General features: G+C 67.0%; 12 protein-coding genes and 1 pseudogene. 5 read left to right on the top strand and 8 right to left on the bottom strand.

Translation table 11 applies throughout. From position 1 onward, the window contains the following. The first annotated feature begins 66 nt into the window (after positions 1–66). Both ACZK33_RS03115 and ACZK33_RS03110 read left to right on the top strand, forming a co-directional pair. Positions 67–951 carry a hypothetical protein gene (locus tag ACZK33_RS03115; RefSeq protein WP_423175405.1) on the top strand — a complete coding sequence of 295 codons (885 nt, stop codon included), beginning with the start codon at positions 67–69 and terminating at the stop codon, positions 949–951. 95 nt (positions 952–1046) lie between these two features. After that, complete coding sequence (locus ACZK33_RS03110; protein ID WP_478454102.1) at positions 1047–1481, top strand: hypothetical protein; 435 nt, start codon at positions 1047–1049, stop codon at positions 1479–1481. Between the two features lie 35 nt (positions 1482–1516). Here the strand turns inward: ACZK33_RS03110 and ribD are convergent, their stop codons facing one another. The 6 genes from ribD to ACZK33_RS03080 all read right to left on the bottom strand — a co-directional run bounded on the left by ribD (position 1517) and on the right by ACZK33_RS03080 (position 6279). Next, entirely contained in the window at positions 1517–2602 is a 1086-nt protein-coding gene (gene ribD, locus ACZK33_RS03105) for a bifunctional diaminohydroxyphosphoribosylaminopyrimidine deaminase/5-amino-6-(5-phosphoribosylamino)uracil reductase RibD (RefSeq protein ID WP_423175409.1), read from the bottom strand. A 114-nt stretch (positions 2603–2716) separates the two neighbouring features. Beyond that, complete coding sequence (gene nrdR, locus ACZK33_RS03100; RefSeq protein ID WP_004143350.1) at positions 2717–3238, bottom strand: transcriptional regulator NrdR; 522 nt, start codon at positions 3236–3238, stop codon at positions 2717–2719. A 149-nt stretch (positions 3239–3387) separates the two neighbouring features. Further along, positions 3388–3837, bottom strand: coding sequence for a hypothetical protein (locus ACZK33_RS03095; RefSeq protein WP_049462848.1), 450 nt, complete (start codon positions 3835–3837; stop codon positions 3388–3390). Positions 3838–3864: 27 nt separating this feature from the next. Continuing rightward, positions 3865–4284: a hypothetical protein gene (locus ACZK33_RS03090; RefSeq protein ID WP_293795842.1), complete on the bottom strand. Its 420-nt coding sequence runs from the start codon at positions 4282–4284 to the stop codon at positions 3865–3867. Positions 4285–4367: 83 nt separating this feature from the next. Then, a complete protein-coding gene (gene glyA / locus ACZK33_RS03085; RefSeq protein WP_423175412.1) occupies positions 4368–5621 on the bottom strand; it encodes a serine hydroxymethyltransferase in 1254 nt (417 codons plus the stop codon). Between the two features lie 184 nt (positions 5622–5805). Beyond that, on the bottom strand, positions 5806–6279 hold the full coding sequence (locus ACZK33_RS03080; RefSeq protein ID WP_154262284.1) for an RcnB family protein: 474 nt from the start codon (positions 6277–6279) through the stop codon (positions 5806–5808). A 253-nt stretch (positions 6280–6532) separates the two neighbouring features. Here ACZK33_RS03080 and ettA point away from each other — a divergent pair, with 253 nt between their 5' ends. From ettA to ACZK33_RS03065, 3 genes are all read left to right on the top strand, one after another. Beyond that, positions 6533–8197: an energy-dependent translational throttle protein EttA gene (gene ettA, locus ACZK33_RS03075; RefSeq protein WP_005412220.1), complete on the top strand. Its 1665-nt coding sequence runs from the start codon at positions 6533–6535 to the stop codon at positions 8195–8197. A 184-nt stretch (positions 8198–8381) separates the two neighbouring features. Continuing rightward, entirely contained in the window at positions 8382–9698 is a 1317-nt protein-coding gene (locus ACZK33_RS03070) for an NCS2 family permease (protein WP_005408048.1), read from the top strand. A gap of 122 nt (positions 9699–9820) precedes the next feature. Further along, complete coding sequence (locus tag ACZK33_RS03065; protein ID WP_423175414.1) at positions 9821–10786, top strand: DUF4434 domain-containing protein; 966 nt, start codon at positions 9821–9823, stop codon at positions 10784–10786. Here the strand turns inward: ACZK33_RS03065 and ACZK33_RS03060 are convergent. Both ACZK33_RS03060 and ACZK33_RS03055 read right to left on the bottom strand, forming a co-directional pair. Continuing rightward, a pseudogene (locus ACZK33_RS03060) lies at positions 10780–13613 on the bottom strand (NfrA family protein). The gene ACZK33_RS03065 and the pseudogene ACZK33_RS03060 sit on opposite strands and share 7 nt — an antisense overlap. Next, positions 13610–15757 (bottom strand): glycosyl transferase family protein, encoded by a 2148-nt coding sequence (locus ACZK33_RS03055; protein ID WP_423175417.1) that lies wholly within the window; start codon positions 15755–15757, stop codon positions 13610–13612. The pseudogene ACZK33_RS03060 and the gene ACZK33_RS03055 overlap by 4 nt, the downstream one beginning before the upstream one ends. Positions 15758–15761 lie beyond the last annotated feature (4 nt).

The following is a 15761-nucleotide window of genomic DNA, read 5'->3' as shown; positions in this document are numbered from 1 at the left end:
TCGCGCCATCGAAAGTCCACGCAGATGCGCTAGGCTTGCGCGCCTCTGGAACAGGAAAACACCGTCATGAAGACCCCCACCCGTACTCTGCTGGCCAGCATGCTGCTGTGCGCCCCGCTGATCGCCACGGCCGCCCCGGCCACGCTATCGCCCGAACAGGCGTTCGACCTGTATGCACGCACCCTGCTGGAAGACGACGCGACCGCCACGCGCGCGCTCAACGACGCACTGAAACCGGCATTCGAAGGCCAGGACGCTGTGACCCCGAACCCGGGTGCGCTGGCCAAGGCATTGGCCGAACCCTGGCAGACCGTACTGGCCAGCACCGGCGCCAAGGTCGACGCTGCAGCCACCGAAGCGCTGTATGCCAAGGCGCTGCGTGATTCGAAGTGCCGCGCCACCAAGAGCGTGATCGAAGACAACGAATACGTTGAAGACCAGAAGCTGGCGCGGATCACCTACAGCTGCCAGCTGCCCGACCTGGGCAAGGTGCGCCCGCTGTTCGCCGCCAGCCTCGCATCCGACGCCAGCCCGGCCTCGCGCAAGCAGTTCACCGATGCCTACACCCAGGCGCTGCAGAGTGGTTCGCGCGTGCCGGTCAGCGGCACCTTCACCCTGTATCCGGCCAAGGACAACGGCTACTGGTACAGCGGCAACTTCGATGACCTGGTGGGCACCGTGGCCGGTGCGCTGGCACCGTTCGAGGACTGGATGCAGGACGCGCAGGCGGCCAACGCGCCGAAGGTGACCGGTGTACCGGGCTGCGACCTGCTGCTGCAGCAGCATCGTGCCTGCGTGGCGAAGATCGCACCGGACCAGATCAGCGGCGTGGACGCCATGGCCGAGGAGCTGAAGGCCAAGGCACAGGTGCAGTCGGCCGATGAGATGACGCAGGAGTGCAAGGCACTGCGCCCGATCGCTGAGATGATGTGGACCGACGAGTGCGCGTGAGCCGCGTGTAGAGCCGAGCCCACGCTCGGCTCATTGTCGCCGACGACGAGGGCGGCCGCACTTTCAGAACCGTTGCATGGCCCTGCGTGGCCTGCATGGTCAATGCTGTTGCCCTCTTCCATCGGGGCAACCGCATGAAACACCGCACGACGTCGACCATGGTCATGTTGCTGACGCTGCTGGCACTGGTGGCGTGCGGGCAAGCCAAAGTTCCCAAGTCCAGGATTACGACCTTCTCGGTCATCCCAGCGGTTGCGTTCGAGTCAACCCTGCTGAGCGACCGGCAGCTGGATGCGTGGATGAGCGAAGACGACGACTGCCACGCGTTCCTGATGTACCACGATCAGTGTGCCGTGCTGGTGTTGCCGCATGAGTACGACGACGGTTTTACCCGTCACCAGCTGCGATTGAAGGCGAAGAACCTGCCGGGCAAGGCACTGGGCGCGTACTGCCGCAACCTGCATGCACTGTGGAAGCAGCAATGGAAGGGCCAGTGCCCCGTCGGCGAAGAAGACGACGAGGATGCCTGACGACAAGGGCATCGCCCCTGCTTCGCGTCATTCCCTCACGGGCGCAGCAGCAGCCTGATGTCCTCGCCGACCTGGCGCTGGTCGACCACGCGCAGGCGACGCTGCTGGTCCATGGCATCGATACCGAGACCGGCCAGCAGCGGACGACCGTTATCGCCCAGCAGCGTGGGCGCCTGATACATCAGCAGTTCGTCCACCCAGCCGCCGCGCAGCAGCGCGCCAGCCAGCGTCGCGCCGGCTTCGGTGTGCACCTCGTTGATGCCGCGTTCGGCCAGCAGTGCCAGCACCGCGCCAAGATCGAGACGGCCGTCAACACTGGGTACGCTGGCAAATTCTGCGTCGGCCGCGTCCGGTGCGCTCACCGCCGCGTCGTGCAGGTACAGCGTCGGTGCCCCGCCCTCGCGCACGCGCCTGCATTCGAGCGAGCGCAGGCGCGCATCGAGTACCACGCGCAACGGCGGCATCACTTCGGTGTCCGCCAGGCGCACGGTCAGCATCGGGTCGTCGGCCAGCACCGTGTCGGCGCCGGTCAGGATCGCACCCGCACGCGCGCGCCAGTGCTGCACGTCTTCGCGCGCAGCCGGCCCGGTGATCCACTTGGAGCTGCCATCGGCCATTGCGGTACGACCGTCGAGGCTGGCCGCCAGCTTCACCCGCAGCCACGGCCGGTTGCGCTCCACACGCGACAGGAAGCCCTTGTTGAGCTCGCGTGCCTGCGCCGCCATCAGCCCTTCGGCGACCTCGATGCCGGCGTTGCGCAGCAGATCAAAGCCACCCCCATCGACCTTCGGAAATGGATCGCGCATGGCGGCAACCACACGCGACACGCCCGCTTCAATCAGGGCCAGCGCACACGGCGGCGTACGACCGTAGTGTGCGCAGGGTTCCAGGGTGACGTAGGCGGTGGCACCGCGTGCTTCGCCGCCGGCCTCGCGCAGGGCGAACACCTCAGCGTGCGGTCCACCGGCGCGCTGGTGCCAGCCCTGCCCGACCACACGTTCGCCGTGGGCGATGACGCAGCCGACCATCGGGTTGGGGCGGGTGGTGTAGGCGGCACGCTCGGCCAGACGCAGTGCGTTGGCCATGTGCAGGTGGTCGAGAACGGAGAACGGGGTGGTCATGCGGCCATGGTAGCGCCGTTGGTGTGGATCCATGCCATCAGTGCCAACCAACGGTTGGCACCCACCAGTGGATGTGCCATCGGTGCCAACCAAGGTTGGCATCTACCGGGGCGGTCAGCCCTTCTTCTTCTTGGTCAGGGCGATCACGTCGCCCAGCAGCTGCAGCTGTTCGGTACTGGAGGGCAGGTCACGCTCCAGCTTCTCGATCTCCTCGCGGAAATCGGCCACGTCCTCGAAGCTGCGGTAGACCGACGCGAAGCGTACGTAGCCGACATGGTCGAGCTTGCGCAGTTCGTTCATGACGAACTCGCCGACCTTGATCGAGGGCACTTCGCGCTCGCCGCTGATGCGCAGCTGGTGGACCACGGCGCGTACCGCCGCTTCGATCTTGTCTTCGGCCACCGCACGCTTCTGCAGCGCGCGGTCGAAGCCAGCGCGGACCTTGCGCTGGTCGAATGCTTCACGAGTGCCATCGCTCTTGACGATGGCGGGCAGTTTCAACTCCACCGTTTCCATGGTGCTGAAGCGCTCGCCACAGGCTTCGCATTCACGCCGACGACGGATCGTCGCGCCGTCTTCGGAGACGCGCGAGTCGATGACCCGGGTATCGGCATGTTGGCAGAAGGGGCAGTGCATGGAACGCCTGGCTCAGGAAAGTACCTATTGCCACGGTCATGGCAGCGTCGCAAAGGTACCTGAGAAAGGGCCCCGCAGCAAATGCTGTCTGCGCGGAAGTGCCTGCATTTCGGCCGAACAGAGCCTCCAGCGCGGTCAGCGCTGCGCGTTCAACCGGGTGCCGGCGGCGCCGAGGCCGCGCGCGCCCAACGCAGCCACGCCAGATGCCCTGCCATCACCAGCAGCGGCGGGCCGAACCCGAAGAAGGCCAGGGTCGAGATCTCCCCGCGCTTGAAGGTGAAGTACAGCGTGGCGGCGACCACGCCCAGCGCGGCCAGGCTTCCCAGCGCCAGGCCTATCCAGGCGACAACCGGCGATTGGCGCAGGCCGGTAACACCGCGCCAAAGGAACAGGCCGCTCAGCCACAACCACGACAGCAGGCCGATGATCCCGGCCGACGACCACAGCAGCAGGATCCTGTACTCGTCACCGGTCAGGTACTTGCCATCCCATACGACCATCAGACCCAGCACGGCACCCGTGCCTCCGGCGGCCACCGTTGGCAGGCCCACCAACAGGCCGGCAATGGCCATCCAGCGTTTGTGCAGACGCTCATCCATGCGTTCGGTTTCCTTCCCTGGGCCGCATCATCCGCGGCGTTTGATCCACACCAGCATCGCAGCCGGCACCAGCATCGACGGGCCCAGCAGCAACAAGCCGAGGCCTTCGCCGTGCACGGCGATGCCCCACCACAGCGCCAGCCCCAGCGGCGGCAAGGCGGCGAGACCGCCCGCCAGCAGCATCCACCACCAGAGGCGGTGCACGTGCAGCCCGGCACGCCCCTGCATCAGAAAACCCGCGCTAAGCCACAACCAGGCCAGGCAGCCGGCAATGCCGGCCAGGCCCCACAGCGGCATCACCGTTACCGAGGCCAGCGTGCCATGACCAAACTGGCCCAGCCCCATCAGCAGCAGCATCGTCGCCGCCGCGCCGCCCATCGCCAGGCTGGGCAGGCCGAACAGCACCGCCAGGACGGTGTAGAGGTACTTGAGGTGGCGCTCATCCATGCGCAGTTGCTCCGATACCGGGGTCAGAGCCCTTCCCTGCGGGAAGGGATCCGACCCCTGCTTCGATCCGACCCCTGCTGCGATCAGCCGTAGACCGGGTACTTGCGGCACTGCGCGCTGACGGCGTCGCGCACGCGGGCGATGACGGCGTCATCGTTCGGTGCGTCGAGCACGTCGGCGATCCAGTTGGCCAGATCCACGCAATCCTGTTCGACGTAACCACGGGTGGTCACCGCCGGGGTGCCCAGGCGCAGGCCCGAGGTCACGAACGGCGAACGCGGATCGTTCGGCACCGAGTTCTTGTTGACGGTGATGTGGGCCTTGCCCAGCGCGGCTTCCGCGTCCTTGCCGGACACGTCCTTGCCGATCATGTCGACCAGCATCAGGTGGTTCTGGGTGCCACCGGAGACGATCTTGTAGCCGCGCGCAATGAGCGTGTTGGCCATCGCCTGGGCGTTCTTCACCACCTGCTGCTGGTAGGCCTTGAAGCCCGGTTCCAGCGCTTCCTTGAAGGCCACGGCCTTGCCGGCGATGACGTGCATCAGCGGACCGCCCTGGATGCCCGGGAACACGATCGACTGCAGCTTCTTGACCAGGTCTTCGTCGGCGCCCTTGGCGACGATGATGCCGCCACGCGGGCCGCGCAGGGTCTTGTGGGTGGTCGAGGTGACCACGTGCGCGTGCTCCAGCGGGCTCGGGTAGACGCCAGCGGCGACCAGGCCGGCGATGTGGGCCATGTCGACGAACAGGTAGGCGCCGACCTTGTCGGCGATGGCGCGGAAGCGCGCCCAGTCGATCACCTGCGAGTAGGCCGAGAAGCCGGCCACGACCATCTTCGGCTTGTGCTCCAGGGCCAGGCGCTCGACTTCGTCGTAATCGATCAGGCCCTGGTCGTTCACACCGTACTGCACGGCGTTGAACAGCTTGCCCGAGGCATTGACCTTGGCACCGTGGGTGAGGTGGCCGCCGTGGGCCAGGCTCATGCCGAGGATGGTGTCACCCGGCTGCAGCAGGGCGAAGTACACGGCCTGGTTGGCCTGCGAGCCGCTGTGCGGCTGCACGTTGGCGTAGTCGGCGCCGAACAGCTGCTTCAGGCGGTCGATCGCCAGCTGCTCGGCGATGTCCACGTATTCGCAGCCACCGTAGTAGCGCTTGCCCGGGTAGCCTTCGGCGTACTTGTTGGTCAGCTGGCTGCCCTGCGCTTCCATCACCGCCGGGCTGGTGTAGTTCTCGCTGGCGATCAGCTCGACGTGGTCTTCCTGGCGCTGGGTTTCAGCGGCGATGGCCTTGGCCAGTTCGGGATCGTAGGATTCGATGCGGACGTCACGCGGGAACATCGGGTACTCCAGCAGGCAGGGAAAAGGGGTACGGCTCAGCCCCCGATTGTAGCTCCGCACCGGGCCTGCCGGGGCCGAAACGGACGGGGCCGGCATCCCCGAAGGAATCCGGCCCCGTATGGTTTCGAGTGCGCTGTACCGGCGTACCGGTAGATCCACGCCATGCGTGGAGGTGGCTGCGGACTCAGCGGCTGCTGAGCACGTACTGGGCGATCACACCGGTGGCGATGGCCACCAGCAGCATGTTGCCGCGGTCATCGCGGATCCAGTGGTGGCCATACGGCGGGCGACGCAGGTGATAGCGCGGGTAGTCGTTCACCACATAGATCGGGCCACGGTAGTAGTCGCGGTAGCGATGGCCGACCTTCCAGCCGTAGCCCGGGCCATAGGCCGGGCGGTACACCACACGCGGCGGTGCCGGGCGGTAGTAGCGGTCATGGTCGCGGTGCCACTCGCGGCGATCCTGGCGGTAGTCGCGCCGGGCCTCGCGGCGGTCGCGCTCCCAGTCACGGCGATCCTGGCGCCACTCGCGGCGGTCCTCGCGCCACTCGCGGCGATCATGGTCGCGGCGGTGGTCGTTGTCGGCGAAGGCCGGGGCCACGGCGCCGAGCGCCAGCACAGAGGCCACGGCGCCGGCCATTACTCGATTGATGCGCATGTCAGACCTCTGCTCGGGTGGGTGGTGAGCCCATATTGCGCACCCGATCTGAACCGTTTCCGGCTGGAAACGCTTCCCGCTACAGGACTGTGACCGGGTATTCAGGCCGCGGCCAGCCCGGCGCCCCTGCCCGGGCGCGGCCCGGAACCGGTTCCGGCTATAATTGGCGGTATTCCATTTCAGTCTGTGCCCGCTGCCGCAACGGGATGTTCCCGTGACGGGTCGGGCGCAGGGCCGCGCCTACGGAGACCGCATGTCCTCGCAATACATCTACACCATGAACCGCGTGTCCAAGGTGGTCCCGCCCAAGCGGCAGATCATCAAGGACATCTCGCTGTCCTTCTTCCCGGGCGCGAAGATCGGCCTGCTGGGCCTGAACGGCGCCGGCAAGTCCACCGTGCTGAAGATCATGGCCGGCGTGGACACCGATTTCGAGGGCGAAGCCCGCCCGCAGCCGGGCATCAAGGTCGGCTACCTGGCGCAGGAACCGGAACTGGACCCGACCAAGACCGTGCGTGAAGCGGTCGAGGAAGGCGTGGGCGAAGTGCTGCAGGCCCAGGCCGCGCTGGACGCGGTGTACCTGGCCTACGCCGAGGAAGGCGCCGACTTCGACGCGCTGGCCAAGGAACAGGAGCGCCTGGAGGCGATCCTGGCCGCTGGCGACGCGCACACCCTGGAGAACCAGCTGGACGTGGCCGCCGATGCGCTGCGCCTGCCGCCGTGGGATGCCGTGGTCGGCAAGCTGTCCGGTGGTGAAAAGCGCCGCGTGGCGCTGTGCCGCCTGCTGCTGCAGAAGCCGGACATGCTGCTGCTCGACGAACCGACCAACCACCTGGACGCCGAGTCGGTGGAATGGCTGGAACAGTTCCTGGCGCGCTACACCGGCACCGTGGTGGCCGTTACCCACGATCGCTACTTCCTGGACAACGCCGCCGAGTGGATCCTGGAACTGGACCGCGGCCGCGGCATTCCGTGGAAGGGCAACTACACCGACTGGCTGACCCAGAAGGATGAGCGCCTGAAGCAGGAAGACAACCAGGAAAAGGCCCGCCAGAAGGCGATCCAGAAGGAACTGGAGTGGTCGCGCCAGAACGCCAAGGGCGGCCGCACCAAGGGCAAGGCCCGTCTGGCCCGCCTGGAAGAGCTGCAGTCGGTCGATTACCAGAAGCGCAACGAGACCAATGAAATCTTCATCCCGCCGGGCGAGCGCCTGGGCAATGCGGTGATGGAGTTCAAGAACGTCTCCAAGAAGTTCGGCGACCGCCTGCTGTTCGACAACCTGAGCTTCCTGGTGCCGGCCGGCGCCATCGTCGGCATCATCGGCCCGAACGGTGCCGGTAAGTCGACCCTGTTCAAGATGATCACCGGCCAGGAAAAGCCGGATACCGGCGAGATCGTGGTCGGCCCGACCGTGAAGCTGTCCTACGTGGACCAGAGCCGCGACGCGCTGGAAGGCAACCACAACGTCTTCCAGGAAATCGCTGGCGGCCTGGACATCCTCAACATCAACGGCATCGAGATCCAGTCGCGCGCCTACATCGGCCGCTTCAACTTCAAGGGCCAGGACCAGCAGAAGATGGTTGGTTCGCTGTCCGGTGGTGAGCGTGGCCGCCTGCACATGGCCAAGACCCTGCTGCAGGGTGGCAACGTGCTGCTGCTCGACGAACCGTCCAACGACCTGGACATCGAAACCCTGCGTGCGCTGGAAGATGCGCTGCTGGAGTTCCCGGGCAACACCTTCGTCATTTCGCATGACCGCTGGTTCCTGGATCGCATCGCGACCCACATCCTGGCGTTCGAAGGCGACTCGCACGTGGAGTTCTTCCAGGGCAACTACCGCGAGTACGAAGAAGACAAGCGCCGCCGCATGGGCGACGACGCCGCGCCGAAGCGCCTGCGCTTCAAGGCACTGAAGTAAGGCAACCGGAAAGGCCGCGCTCGCGCGGCCTTTCTCCTTTTGGTAGGTCACCGCCGTTGGTGGTGACGCTGTGAAGCGTACCGACCAACGGTCGGTACCCACCACCAACGGTCGGCACCCACGTTCTGCATTCGGGTAGGTCACGACCGTTGGTCGTGACGCATTATTGTCGCGAGATTCCCCCATGTCCCTGTTCGAGCGCCTGTTCCAGCTGCAACAGCACGGCACCACCGTGCGCACCGAGCTGCTGGCCGGTGTCACCACCTTCCTGACGATGTCCTACATCGTCTTCGTCAATCCCGAGATTCTCGGCACCACCGGCATGGATGCGGGCGCGGTGTTCGTGGCCACCTGCCTGGCGGCTGCACTGGGTTCGGCGGTGATGGCGCTGGCCGCCAACTTCCCGGTCGGCATGGCGCCCGGCATGGGCCTGAACGCGTTCTTCGCCTTCACCGTGGTCGGCGCTGCCGGCCTGCCGTGGCAGCAGGCACTGGGCGCGGTGTTCATCTCCGGCCTGGTGTTCCTGGTGCTGTCGCTGACTGGCGTGCGTGCATGGCTGGTGTCGGGCATTCCTTCGTCGCTGCGCTCGGCCATCGTGGCCGGCATCGGCCTGTTCCTGGCGATCATCGCGCTGCAGAAGTCCGGCGTGATCGTCGGCAATGAAGACACGCTGGTGGCGCTGGGCCCGTTGAACACGGCGCCGCCGCTGCTGGCGCTGGCCGGTTTCCTGCTGATCGCGGTGCTGGAAGCGCGTCGCATCCGTGGCGCGATCCTGATCGGCATCCTGGCGGTGACCGGCGCCGGTTGGGCGCTGGGCGACGTGCAGTACCAGGGTCTGGTCTCGCTGCCGCCGAGCCTGGCACCCACCTTCCTGCAGCTGGACCTGCCGGGCCTGCTGCACCATGACGGCGGTGCGCCGATCGCGGTGCTGCTGCAGGTGGTGCTGGTGTTCGTGCTGGTGGAAGTGTTCGATGCCACCGGCACCCTGTATGGCGTGGTCGGCCGCGCCGGCCTGCTGAAGCTGCCGGGCGCGCAGAAGCGCTTCGGCCGTGCGCTGCTGGCCGACAGCACCGCGATCGTGGCCGGTTCGATGCTCGGCACCAGCAGCACCACGGCCTTTGCCGAAAGCGCCTCGGGCGTGCAGGTCGGCGGCCGCACCGGCCTGACCGCACTGGTGGTATCGGCGCTGTTCCTGGCCGCGCTGCTGTTCTCGCCGCTGGCGGCGATGGTGCCCAGCTACGCCACCGCGCCAGCACTGCTGTTCGTGGCCGGGCTGATGCTGCGTGAGCTGGTGGAAGTGGACTGGAGCGACCTGACCGAATCGGTGCCGGCCGCGCTGTGTGCACTGGCGATGCCGTTCACCTACTCGATTGCCAATGGCCTGGCGTTCGGCTTCATCGCCTACGCCGCGCTGAAGGCCGGTACCGGCCGCTGGCGCGAAGTGCATCCGGCGGTGTGGCTGGTGGCGGTGCTGTTTACCCTGCGCTACGCGCTGGAATAAGCGGTAGGCGATGCCGGCCAGCGGCCGGCACTACCGGACGCGGGGTTCACCTGCTGCGCACGGTGCTCTGGGATGATGCGGGCATGGTTCGGCCTGACCTTCCCGCGGATCCGTCTTCGCCGTTGCGCCGTCGATTGCTGCGCGCGGCGGTTCTGGCGCCGTTGGCCGGGACGCTCGCCACCCTGCCCGGCTGCTCGCTGCCGGTGCAGGTGGATGGCACCTTCCTGCAGCCCTGGCGCAGCCACCTGCAGTGGGACCTGGCCGACTGGCAGCGATCCTTGAAGCTTGCACGTACGCTGGGCTGCCGGCAGCTGGTGCTGCAGTGGACCGGCATCGTCGGTGGCAGCGACGGCGACTGGTCGCTGCCGGACAGCAGCCTGCAGCAGCTGTTCACCGCCGCCAGCGAGAACGACATCCGCATCCGCGTCGGCCTGCCCTTCCAGCAACGCTGGTGGCAGGCTATCGGCGCCGACGATGCCACGCTGCAGGCGTTCCTGGCCGACAGCCTGGCGCACGCACGCCGCTGGTTGGCACAGGCGCCCTGGGCGCAGCAGCCGGCCTTCGGGGGCTGGTACCTGCCCTACGAACTGGAGCAGTACCACTGGGCCGATCCGGCCCGCCAGCTGTGGCTGGCGCAGTGGTTGCACGGCCTGGTGCAGGCTGCTGGCGCACGCGGCGGTGACTGTGCGATCTCCTGTTACTTCAGCCGCCTGCAGACCAATGGCAACCTGGTCACGCTGTGGCAGGCGGTACTCGCGCACGCGGCCGTGCGGCCCATGGTACAGGACGGCGTGGGGGTGGCCGGCGCCGGCAACGTGCAGCAGCTGCAACCGCTGCTCGATCATCTCCATGCCAACGGCATCGGTTTCGATGCGATCGTTGAACTGTTCCGCGAACTGCCCGGCGGCCCCGCCGACGGCAGCGGATTCAAGGGCGAAACGGCCGATGCCGCACGCATCCAGCGGCAGTTGGCATGGGCACGCGACAGCGGCGCACAGCACGTGCTGGTCTATGCATTGGAGCCATGGCTGACCCAGGACACACCGCAGGCCGCAGCGCTGCGGCGACGCTGGGGCCTGCCTCAGTAGTAGAGGATGGCGGTGGCGAACAGGCCCTTGGCACGCTGCGTATCACCACCGCCGATGGCGATGCGGTACTGCACGGTCAGGTCCAGGTAGGAACGCGGCGTGTTGTGGTGGTCCTCGCGGAACCAGTAACGCATGCCCACGCCTGGCCCTGCGCCAAGTGACCAGCTGCGCTGCGTATCGTTGAGCGCGAACGACTGCGCCGGGAACAGCGGGTAACGGATGTCGCGCACGCGCGAGCGCTGGTCCAGCCAATCGGCGCCAACCACGACATAGGGTGTGACCACCCAGTGCGTCTGCCCGGCACCGAAACGGAAGCTGCGCCCGGCGCGCAGTTCACCGGCAGCGAACCACTGTTCGCGATGCAGGCGCCCGTTGGCGTCGCCGATCCGCCGCACCGGCGTGCCGTTGGCATCGAGCGCGTCGAGGGTGAAGGTGGCACCGTTGTCGTCCCAGGTATATCCCCCCTGCGCATAGCCACTGACCATCCACCACTGGTTCACATCGGTGCGCAGATCGGTGCCGTGGTAATAGCCGTAGGTCAGGTAGGACATCCATCCACCGGAACCGCTGGCCAAGCGGTAGCGCGCCAGCGTGCTGGCTTCCAGTGGCCGGTTCAGGGCCAGCTGCAGGCGGCACTGCACCGCTGCCGATGCGGGGTAGACCTCGCCCTGGCGGGTGGCACTGCCCAGGAACTGGCGGCGCTCGATGCCTGCGCTCAGACCGGTCTGGCCAAAGGCGTAGCGCAGGCCGAACGAGGCGATGGTGGACGGCCAGCCGGTGGTCGAGCGCGAATGACTGAGGCGCTCGGCGCGTGCACGCGCATCCGGCGTTGATTCGCCGGTGCACGGATCCACCGCACGGATCGACTCGTAGGTGCCGCCCTCGTCGTACAGCGTGTTGAGCAGGCGTGCGTAGAGCTCCAGCGTGCCATGCTGGTCGTTGAAGGCCGGGGGCCGCCAGAACGCCTCCAGCGTACTGAACACCGAATCGCCGGGCGTACTGATCGCCGCACCGCCGACATTGGTTGCGGCCTGGCGCGCACCCCGGAAACCCGCCGAGGCGACCACGCCCCACTCGCGTGAATAGTTGGCGATGGCATTGCGCACGTTGTAGCGCTGGTGCCCATCCAGCGGCAGCTCACCGACGTCGGCGCGGTCGATGGCGCTACGCAGCAGGGTCACCGCCTGTGGATGATCGCCGTTGGCTGCGCTGGCGTAGGCCTGGTCGAGCACCACGCTTTTCGGTGCCTTGCCGGTGGCCTCGGCGGCACGGAAGTCGGCCAGTGCCTGCGCAGGTTCGTGCGCCTTCTGGTTGAGGTAGCCGCGCTGCATCAGCGCCTCCGCATCGTCAGGACGCTGTGCCAGTGCCGCATCCAGGCGCTGCCGTGCTTCGTCCTGCTGTGCGCGGTTGCCCGCTGCCAGCGTGGTGGTCAGCAGGGCTTGCAGGTTCGCGTCGTCCGGTGCGAGTTGCACGGCCTGCCGTGCCTCACCGATGGCATCGGTGTAATCCTGGCGCGCGTAGGCAGCATAGGCACGCTGTGCGGCACCGCCGTCGCCCTGCAGGTCGGCCGGCATCAACTCGCAGACATTGCCTGTGTCGCCCGACTGGCAGTGCTGGAACGGCGCCGGATAGGTCTGCGCGCTCATACGCGGAAGCTCGCGACTGGAGCGGATCGCCCGGCTGCGTTGCTCGATGCCCTGCTGCAGCAGCTGCCGTGTCCGTGCATCGCCTTCCGCTGGCGGTACCGCCGCCTGCAACGGTGCCAGCAGTGCAGCAGCGCGTACCCGATCACCTGCGGCCAGTGCCGCATCTACCGCCAGCAGTCGCACGTTGCGCTGCTGCGCGGTTGATCCCGGCGTGGCAAGCGCGGCGTCGAAATCTTCATTGGCCCGCAACGTGCTGCCCTGGCGCTGGCGCAGGTAACCGCGCATGACCCGCGCATTGAGGTCGTTGGCATCCACCTGCAATGCCTGATCAGCACTGTGCTCAGCGTCGGCCAGCTGATCGCCCTGCAGCTGCGCGGTGATCAATAGCAGCCGGTATGAAGCCACGTCGGGGGCCAGTTCCACGGCAGCGTGTGCATGCTCAATGGCGGCGGCATCCTCGCCTGCGGACAGCGATTGATAGGCCTGCTGGGCCTGCAGCAGGGCGCGTTGGCGACCCAATGCCACGCGCCGCGTGCGCAGCGCCTCGGCATTCGGTGCACCCAGCTGCAGCGCGGTGCCGATGGCGGCGTCGGCCTGTTCGGGCTGTTGCTGTGCCTCCAGTGCCGCCACCCACAGCAGGGCCCATGCGCCCTGTTTCGGCTGCTGTCGGAACGCCTGCTCGGCCTTGCTGGCCGCCTCTCCCATCCGCCCGGCGTCATAGGCCGCGTACGCCTCGGTGGCCAGCGCGTAGGCCTGCTGCCTGCTGCGGTCTGCGGCGCTGCCGACCGGACGCGATGGGGATGTCGTGCGCGCACCTTCGCCTCCGGTTGCCGCGCTACGTGCAGCGGTGGCAGCCGCCAGCGCCGGCAAGGCCGGATCTTTCATCCCCGCGTCCAGCGCACGCCGCGCCTGCTGCTGCGCTTCTGCGCCACGACCGAGCTTCTGCAGCGCATAGATCTGCAGCAGGCGCAGCCGCACCACATCCGGCGCAGCCGGATCGCTTCAGTGGACTGCTGGTACGCCGCTCGGTAGTCACCACGCTCATAGGCGGCAAACGCCTGTTCGGCGATACGGTAGGCAGCTCCAGACAATGGCAGCTGCGCATCGGCCTGGGCCTGTACCGATACGCTGGCCGTGGCCAACGCGACAGCAATGACGGTGGACAGCAGCGTGGTCTTCATGCCGGCAAGGCTCCGGGAGGCGGTGACTGCAGCGTGGCCGCACGCCGGCGCTGTTCCTGCATGGCCTGGGCCACGGCCTCCTCGGTGGTGATGCCCTGCTTCACCAGGTAATCGCCGATACGGCCGTCGCGCTGCGGCATGTAGTGGTCCAGTGCGATCTCGAACCGCGCGTGGTCGATCAGGCGCATCTCCACCAGCAGGTCACCCAGCAAGGGCACGTTGTCCAGGTGCCACTGCCGGTCGCCGCCGATCAGGCGCAGGCCCGCGTTGATTTCGCTTTCGCGGGCGATGCTCTGTTCAACGTGCTCGCTGCGGGTTTCCTGCTTCAGCAGTGCCAACGCCTCTTCGGGCAATGGGCTGGCCACGGCCAGCCGCAGGGTGCCTTGCTGGCGCGGTGGCAGTGGCAGCATGCGCCATTGCACGCAGGCATCGGCACTGACCGGGAACTGGCAGGCGCGCAGGTAGTCCACGTCGATGACCGCGCGTGGCAGGTCGCCCTGGAAGGCGATCGCCTCGGCCAGCGTTTCATCATCCAGCCAGCCCTGGGTGAGCAGGATGCGGCCCAACGGCTGCTGGCGGCCTGCCTGCTGCTGATCCAGCGCCTGCTGCAGGCGTTCGGGTTCCACCGCCTGCCAGGTGCTCAACAGCTCACCGAGCTGCTTGCGGGTCTGCACCAGCTGCGCCGCATCCGGGAAGTCGTGCATGGTCTTGTCCCAGACCATGCGCTTGCCGAACAGCAGGTAGGCCAGGAACACCTTCCACGCGCGTGCGGTGGCCATGAAATTGATCATGTTGCCGACCACCATGCGCGGGATCGACATCAGCGCGTGTTCCCAGCCATACAGCCGGTTGACGAAGTAGAAGCGCTGCACGACGCGGGTGGCCAGCGCCGCCGTGGTCAGCAGCGCCACGTTCATCTGCCAGGTACCGGCCTGGAACACGCTGGGAAACTGCATCGTCCACAGCCCGGTCATCTTCAACAGCCAGAACAGCAGCAGCTGCAGGAAGATGACGTAGGCGATGATGCTGACGAACGAGGTGATGATGCCCTTGCGGTCGCGCGCCAGCAGGTACTTGGTGGCCAGCGAGCCGCGCCAGCCCAGCGACTCCCAGCTCTGCAGGCCGATGCCCAGCACCCACCGCGCCTTCTGCCGGTACGATGCGCGGAAGTTGTCGGGGAAGTACTCGCGCACGCACAGCGCCATCTGCTGGGTGCGCTCGCGTACCGGGCCCCAGCCGAACCAGGACGGGCGACGCACGCGGAACTGCACCGGGAAGCGCGCGAAGATCGACTGCATCCCCATCGCCGCCAGCCGCGCACCGACGTCGTAGTCCTCGGTGAGGCTGTCGGTGTTGAAGGGCTGGTTGTCGGTCTGCGCGCTCAGTGCCAGCAGCGCGCGCCGCGAGAAGCAGGTGCCGACGCCCGCCGACGGCACCATGCCGGAAACACTTTCACGCACCACCAGATCCTTGGCATGCCATTCGGCGAACTCGTCCATGTAGACGCCGGCCACCAGTTCGTACCACTCGCGGTCCAGCGAGGTGACCGGCAACTGGATCATGTCCTTGCGCGGCAGCAGGTAGTTGTAGAAGCGCAGTTCCATCGGGTGCAGCACGTCCTCGCTGTCGTGCAGGATCACCCCGGCGAACTCGATGTCGTGGCGTTTCTCGTAATCGAAGATGGCCAGGATCAGCCAGTTCAGGCAGTCGGCCTTGCTGGTCGGCCCGTCATGCGGCACTTCCACGCGGCGCAGGCGCTTGTAGCGGCGGCGCATGCGCTCCACTTCGTCGATGGTCTGCTGGTCGTTGGGATAGGTGCCGACGAACACCACGTACTCGCGGTAGTCGAGCACGTTGATCATGTTCTCCACCATCTGCGCGATGACGTCGTACTCCATCCACGCCGGCACCATGATTGCCAGCGGCTGTTGCGGCCGCTGCATCAGGTCTTCCTGGGTCAACGGCTTGTAGGCATCGCGACGCTTGATGGTAAGTGCGCGCCAGCTCTCGCGCACCCAGTACCAGACATCGATGAACAGGTCATCGAGGCTGGAGATCAGGATCAGCACGGCCACCGCCGCCGCCGTGGTTTCCAGGGCAGCGTAGTAGTTGGCCAGCTGGATATTCCAGAACAGACCGTCCACGGTG

The organism is Stenotrophomonas sp. 86156_Sma, from assembly GCF_056481625.1.
This window is presented reverse-complemented; position numbering and strand designations above follow the sequence as displayed.

Excerpts from the sequence above, each read along its gene's own strand:
- ACZK33_RS03115 (WP_423175405.1), top strand. The coding sequence starts at position 67 with ATGAAGACCCCCACCCGTACTCTGCTGGCCAGCATGCTGCTGTGCGCC.
- ACZK33_RS03110 (WP_478454102.1), top strand. The coding sequence starts at position 1,047 with ATGGTCAATGCTGTTGCCCTCTTCCATCGGGGCAACCGCATGAAACAC.
- ribD (WP_423175409.1), bottom strand. The coding sequence starts at position 2,602 with ATGACCACCCCGTTCTCCGTTCTCGACCACCTGCACATGGCCAACGCA.
- nrdR (WP_004143350.1), bottom strand. The coding sequence starts at position 3,238 with ATGCACTGCCCCTTCTGCCAACATGCCGATACCCGGGTCATCGACTCG.
- ACZK33_RS03095 (WP_049462848.1), bottom strand. The coding sequence starts at position 3,837 with ATGGATGAGCGTCTGCACAAACGCTGGATGGCCATTGCCGGCCTGTTG.
- ACZK33_RS03090 (WP_293795842.1), bottom strand. The coding sequence starts at position 4,284 with ATGGATGAGCGCCACCTCAAGTACCTCTACACCGTCCTGGCGGTGCTG.
- glyA (WP_423175412.1), bottom strand. The coding sequence starts at position 5,621 with ATGTTCCCGCGTGACGTCCGCATCGAATCCTACGATCCCGAACTGGCC.
- ACZK33_RS03080 (WP_154262284.1), bottom strand. The coding sequence starts at position 6,279 with ATGCGCATCAATCGAGTAATGGCCGGCGCCGTGGCCTCTGTGCTGGCG.
- ettA (WP_005412220.1), top strand. The coding sequence starts at position 6,533 with ATGTCCTCGCAATACATCTACACCATGAACCGCGTGTCCAAGGTGGTC.
- ACZK33_RS03070 (WP_005408048.1), top strand. The coding sequence starts at position 8,382 with ATGTCCCTGTTCGAGCGCCTGTTCCAGCTGCAACAGCACGGCACCACC.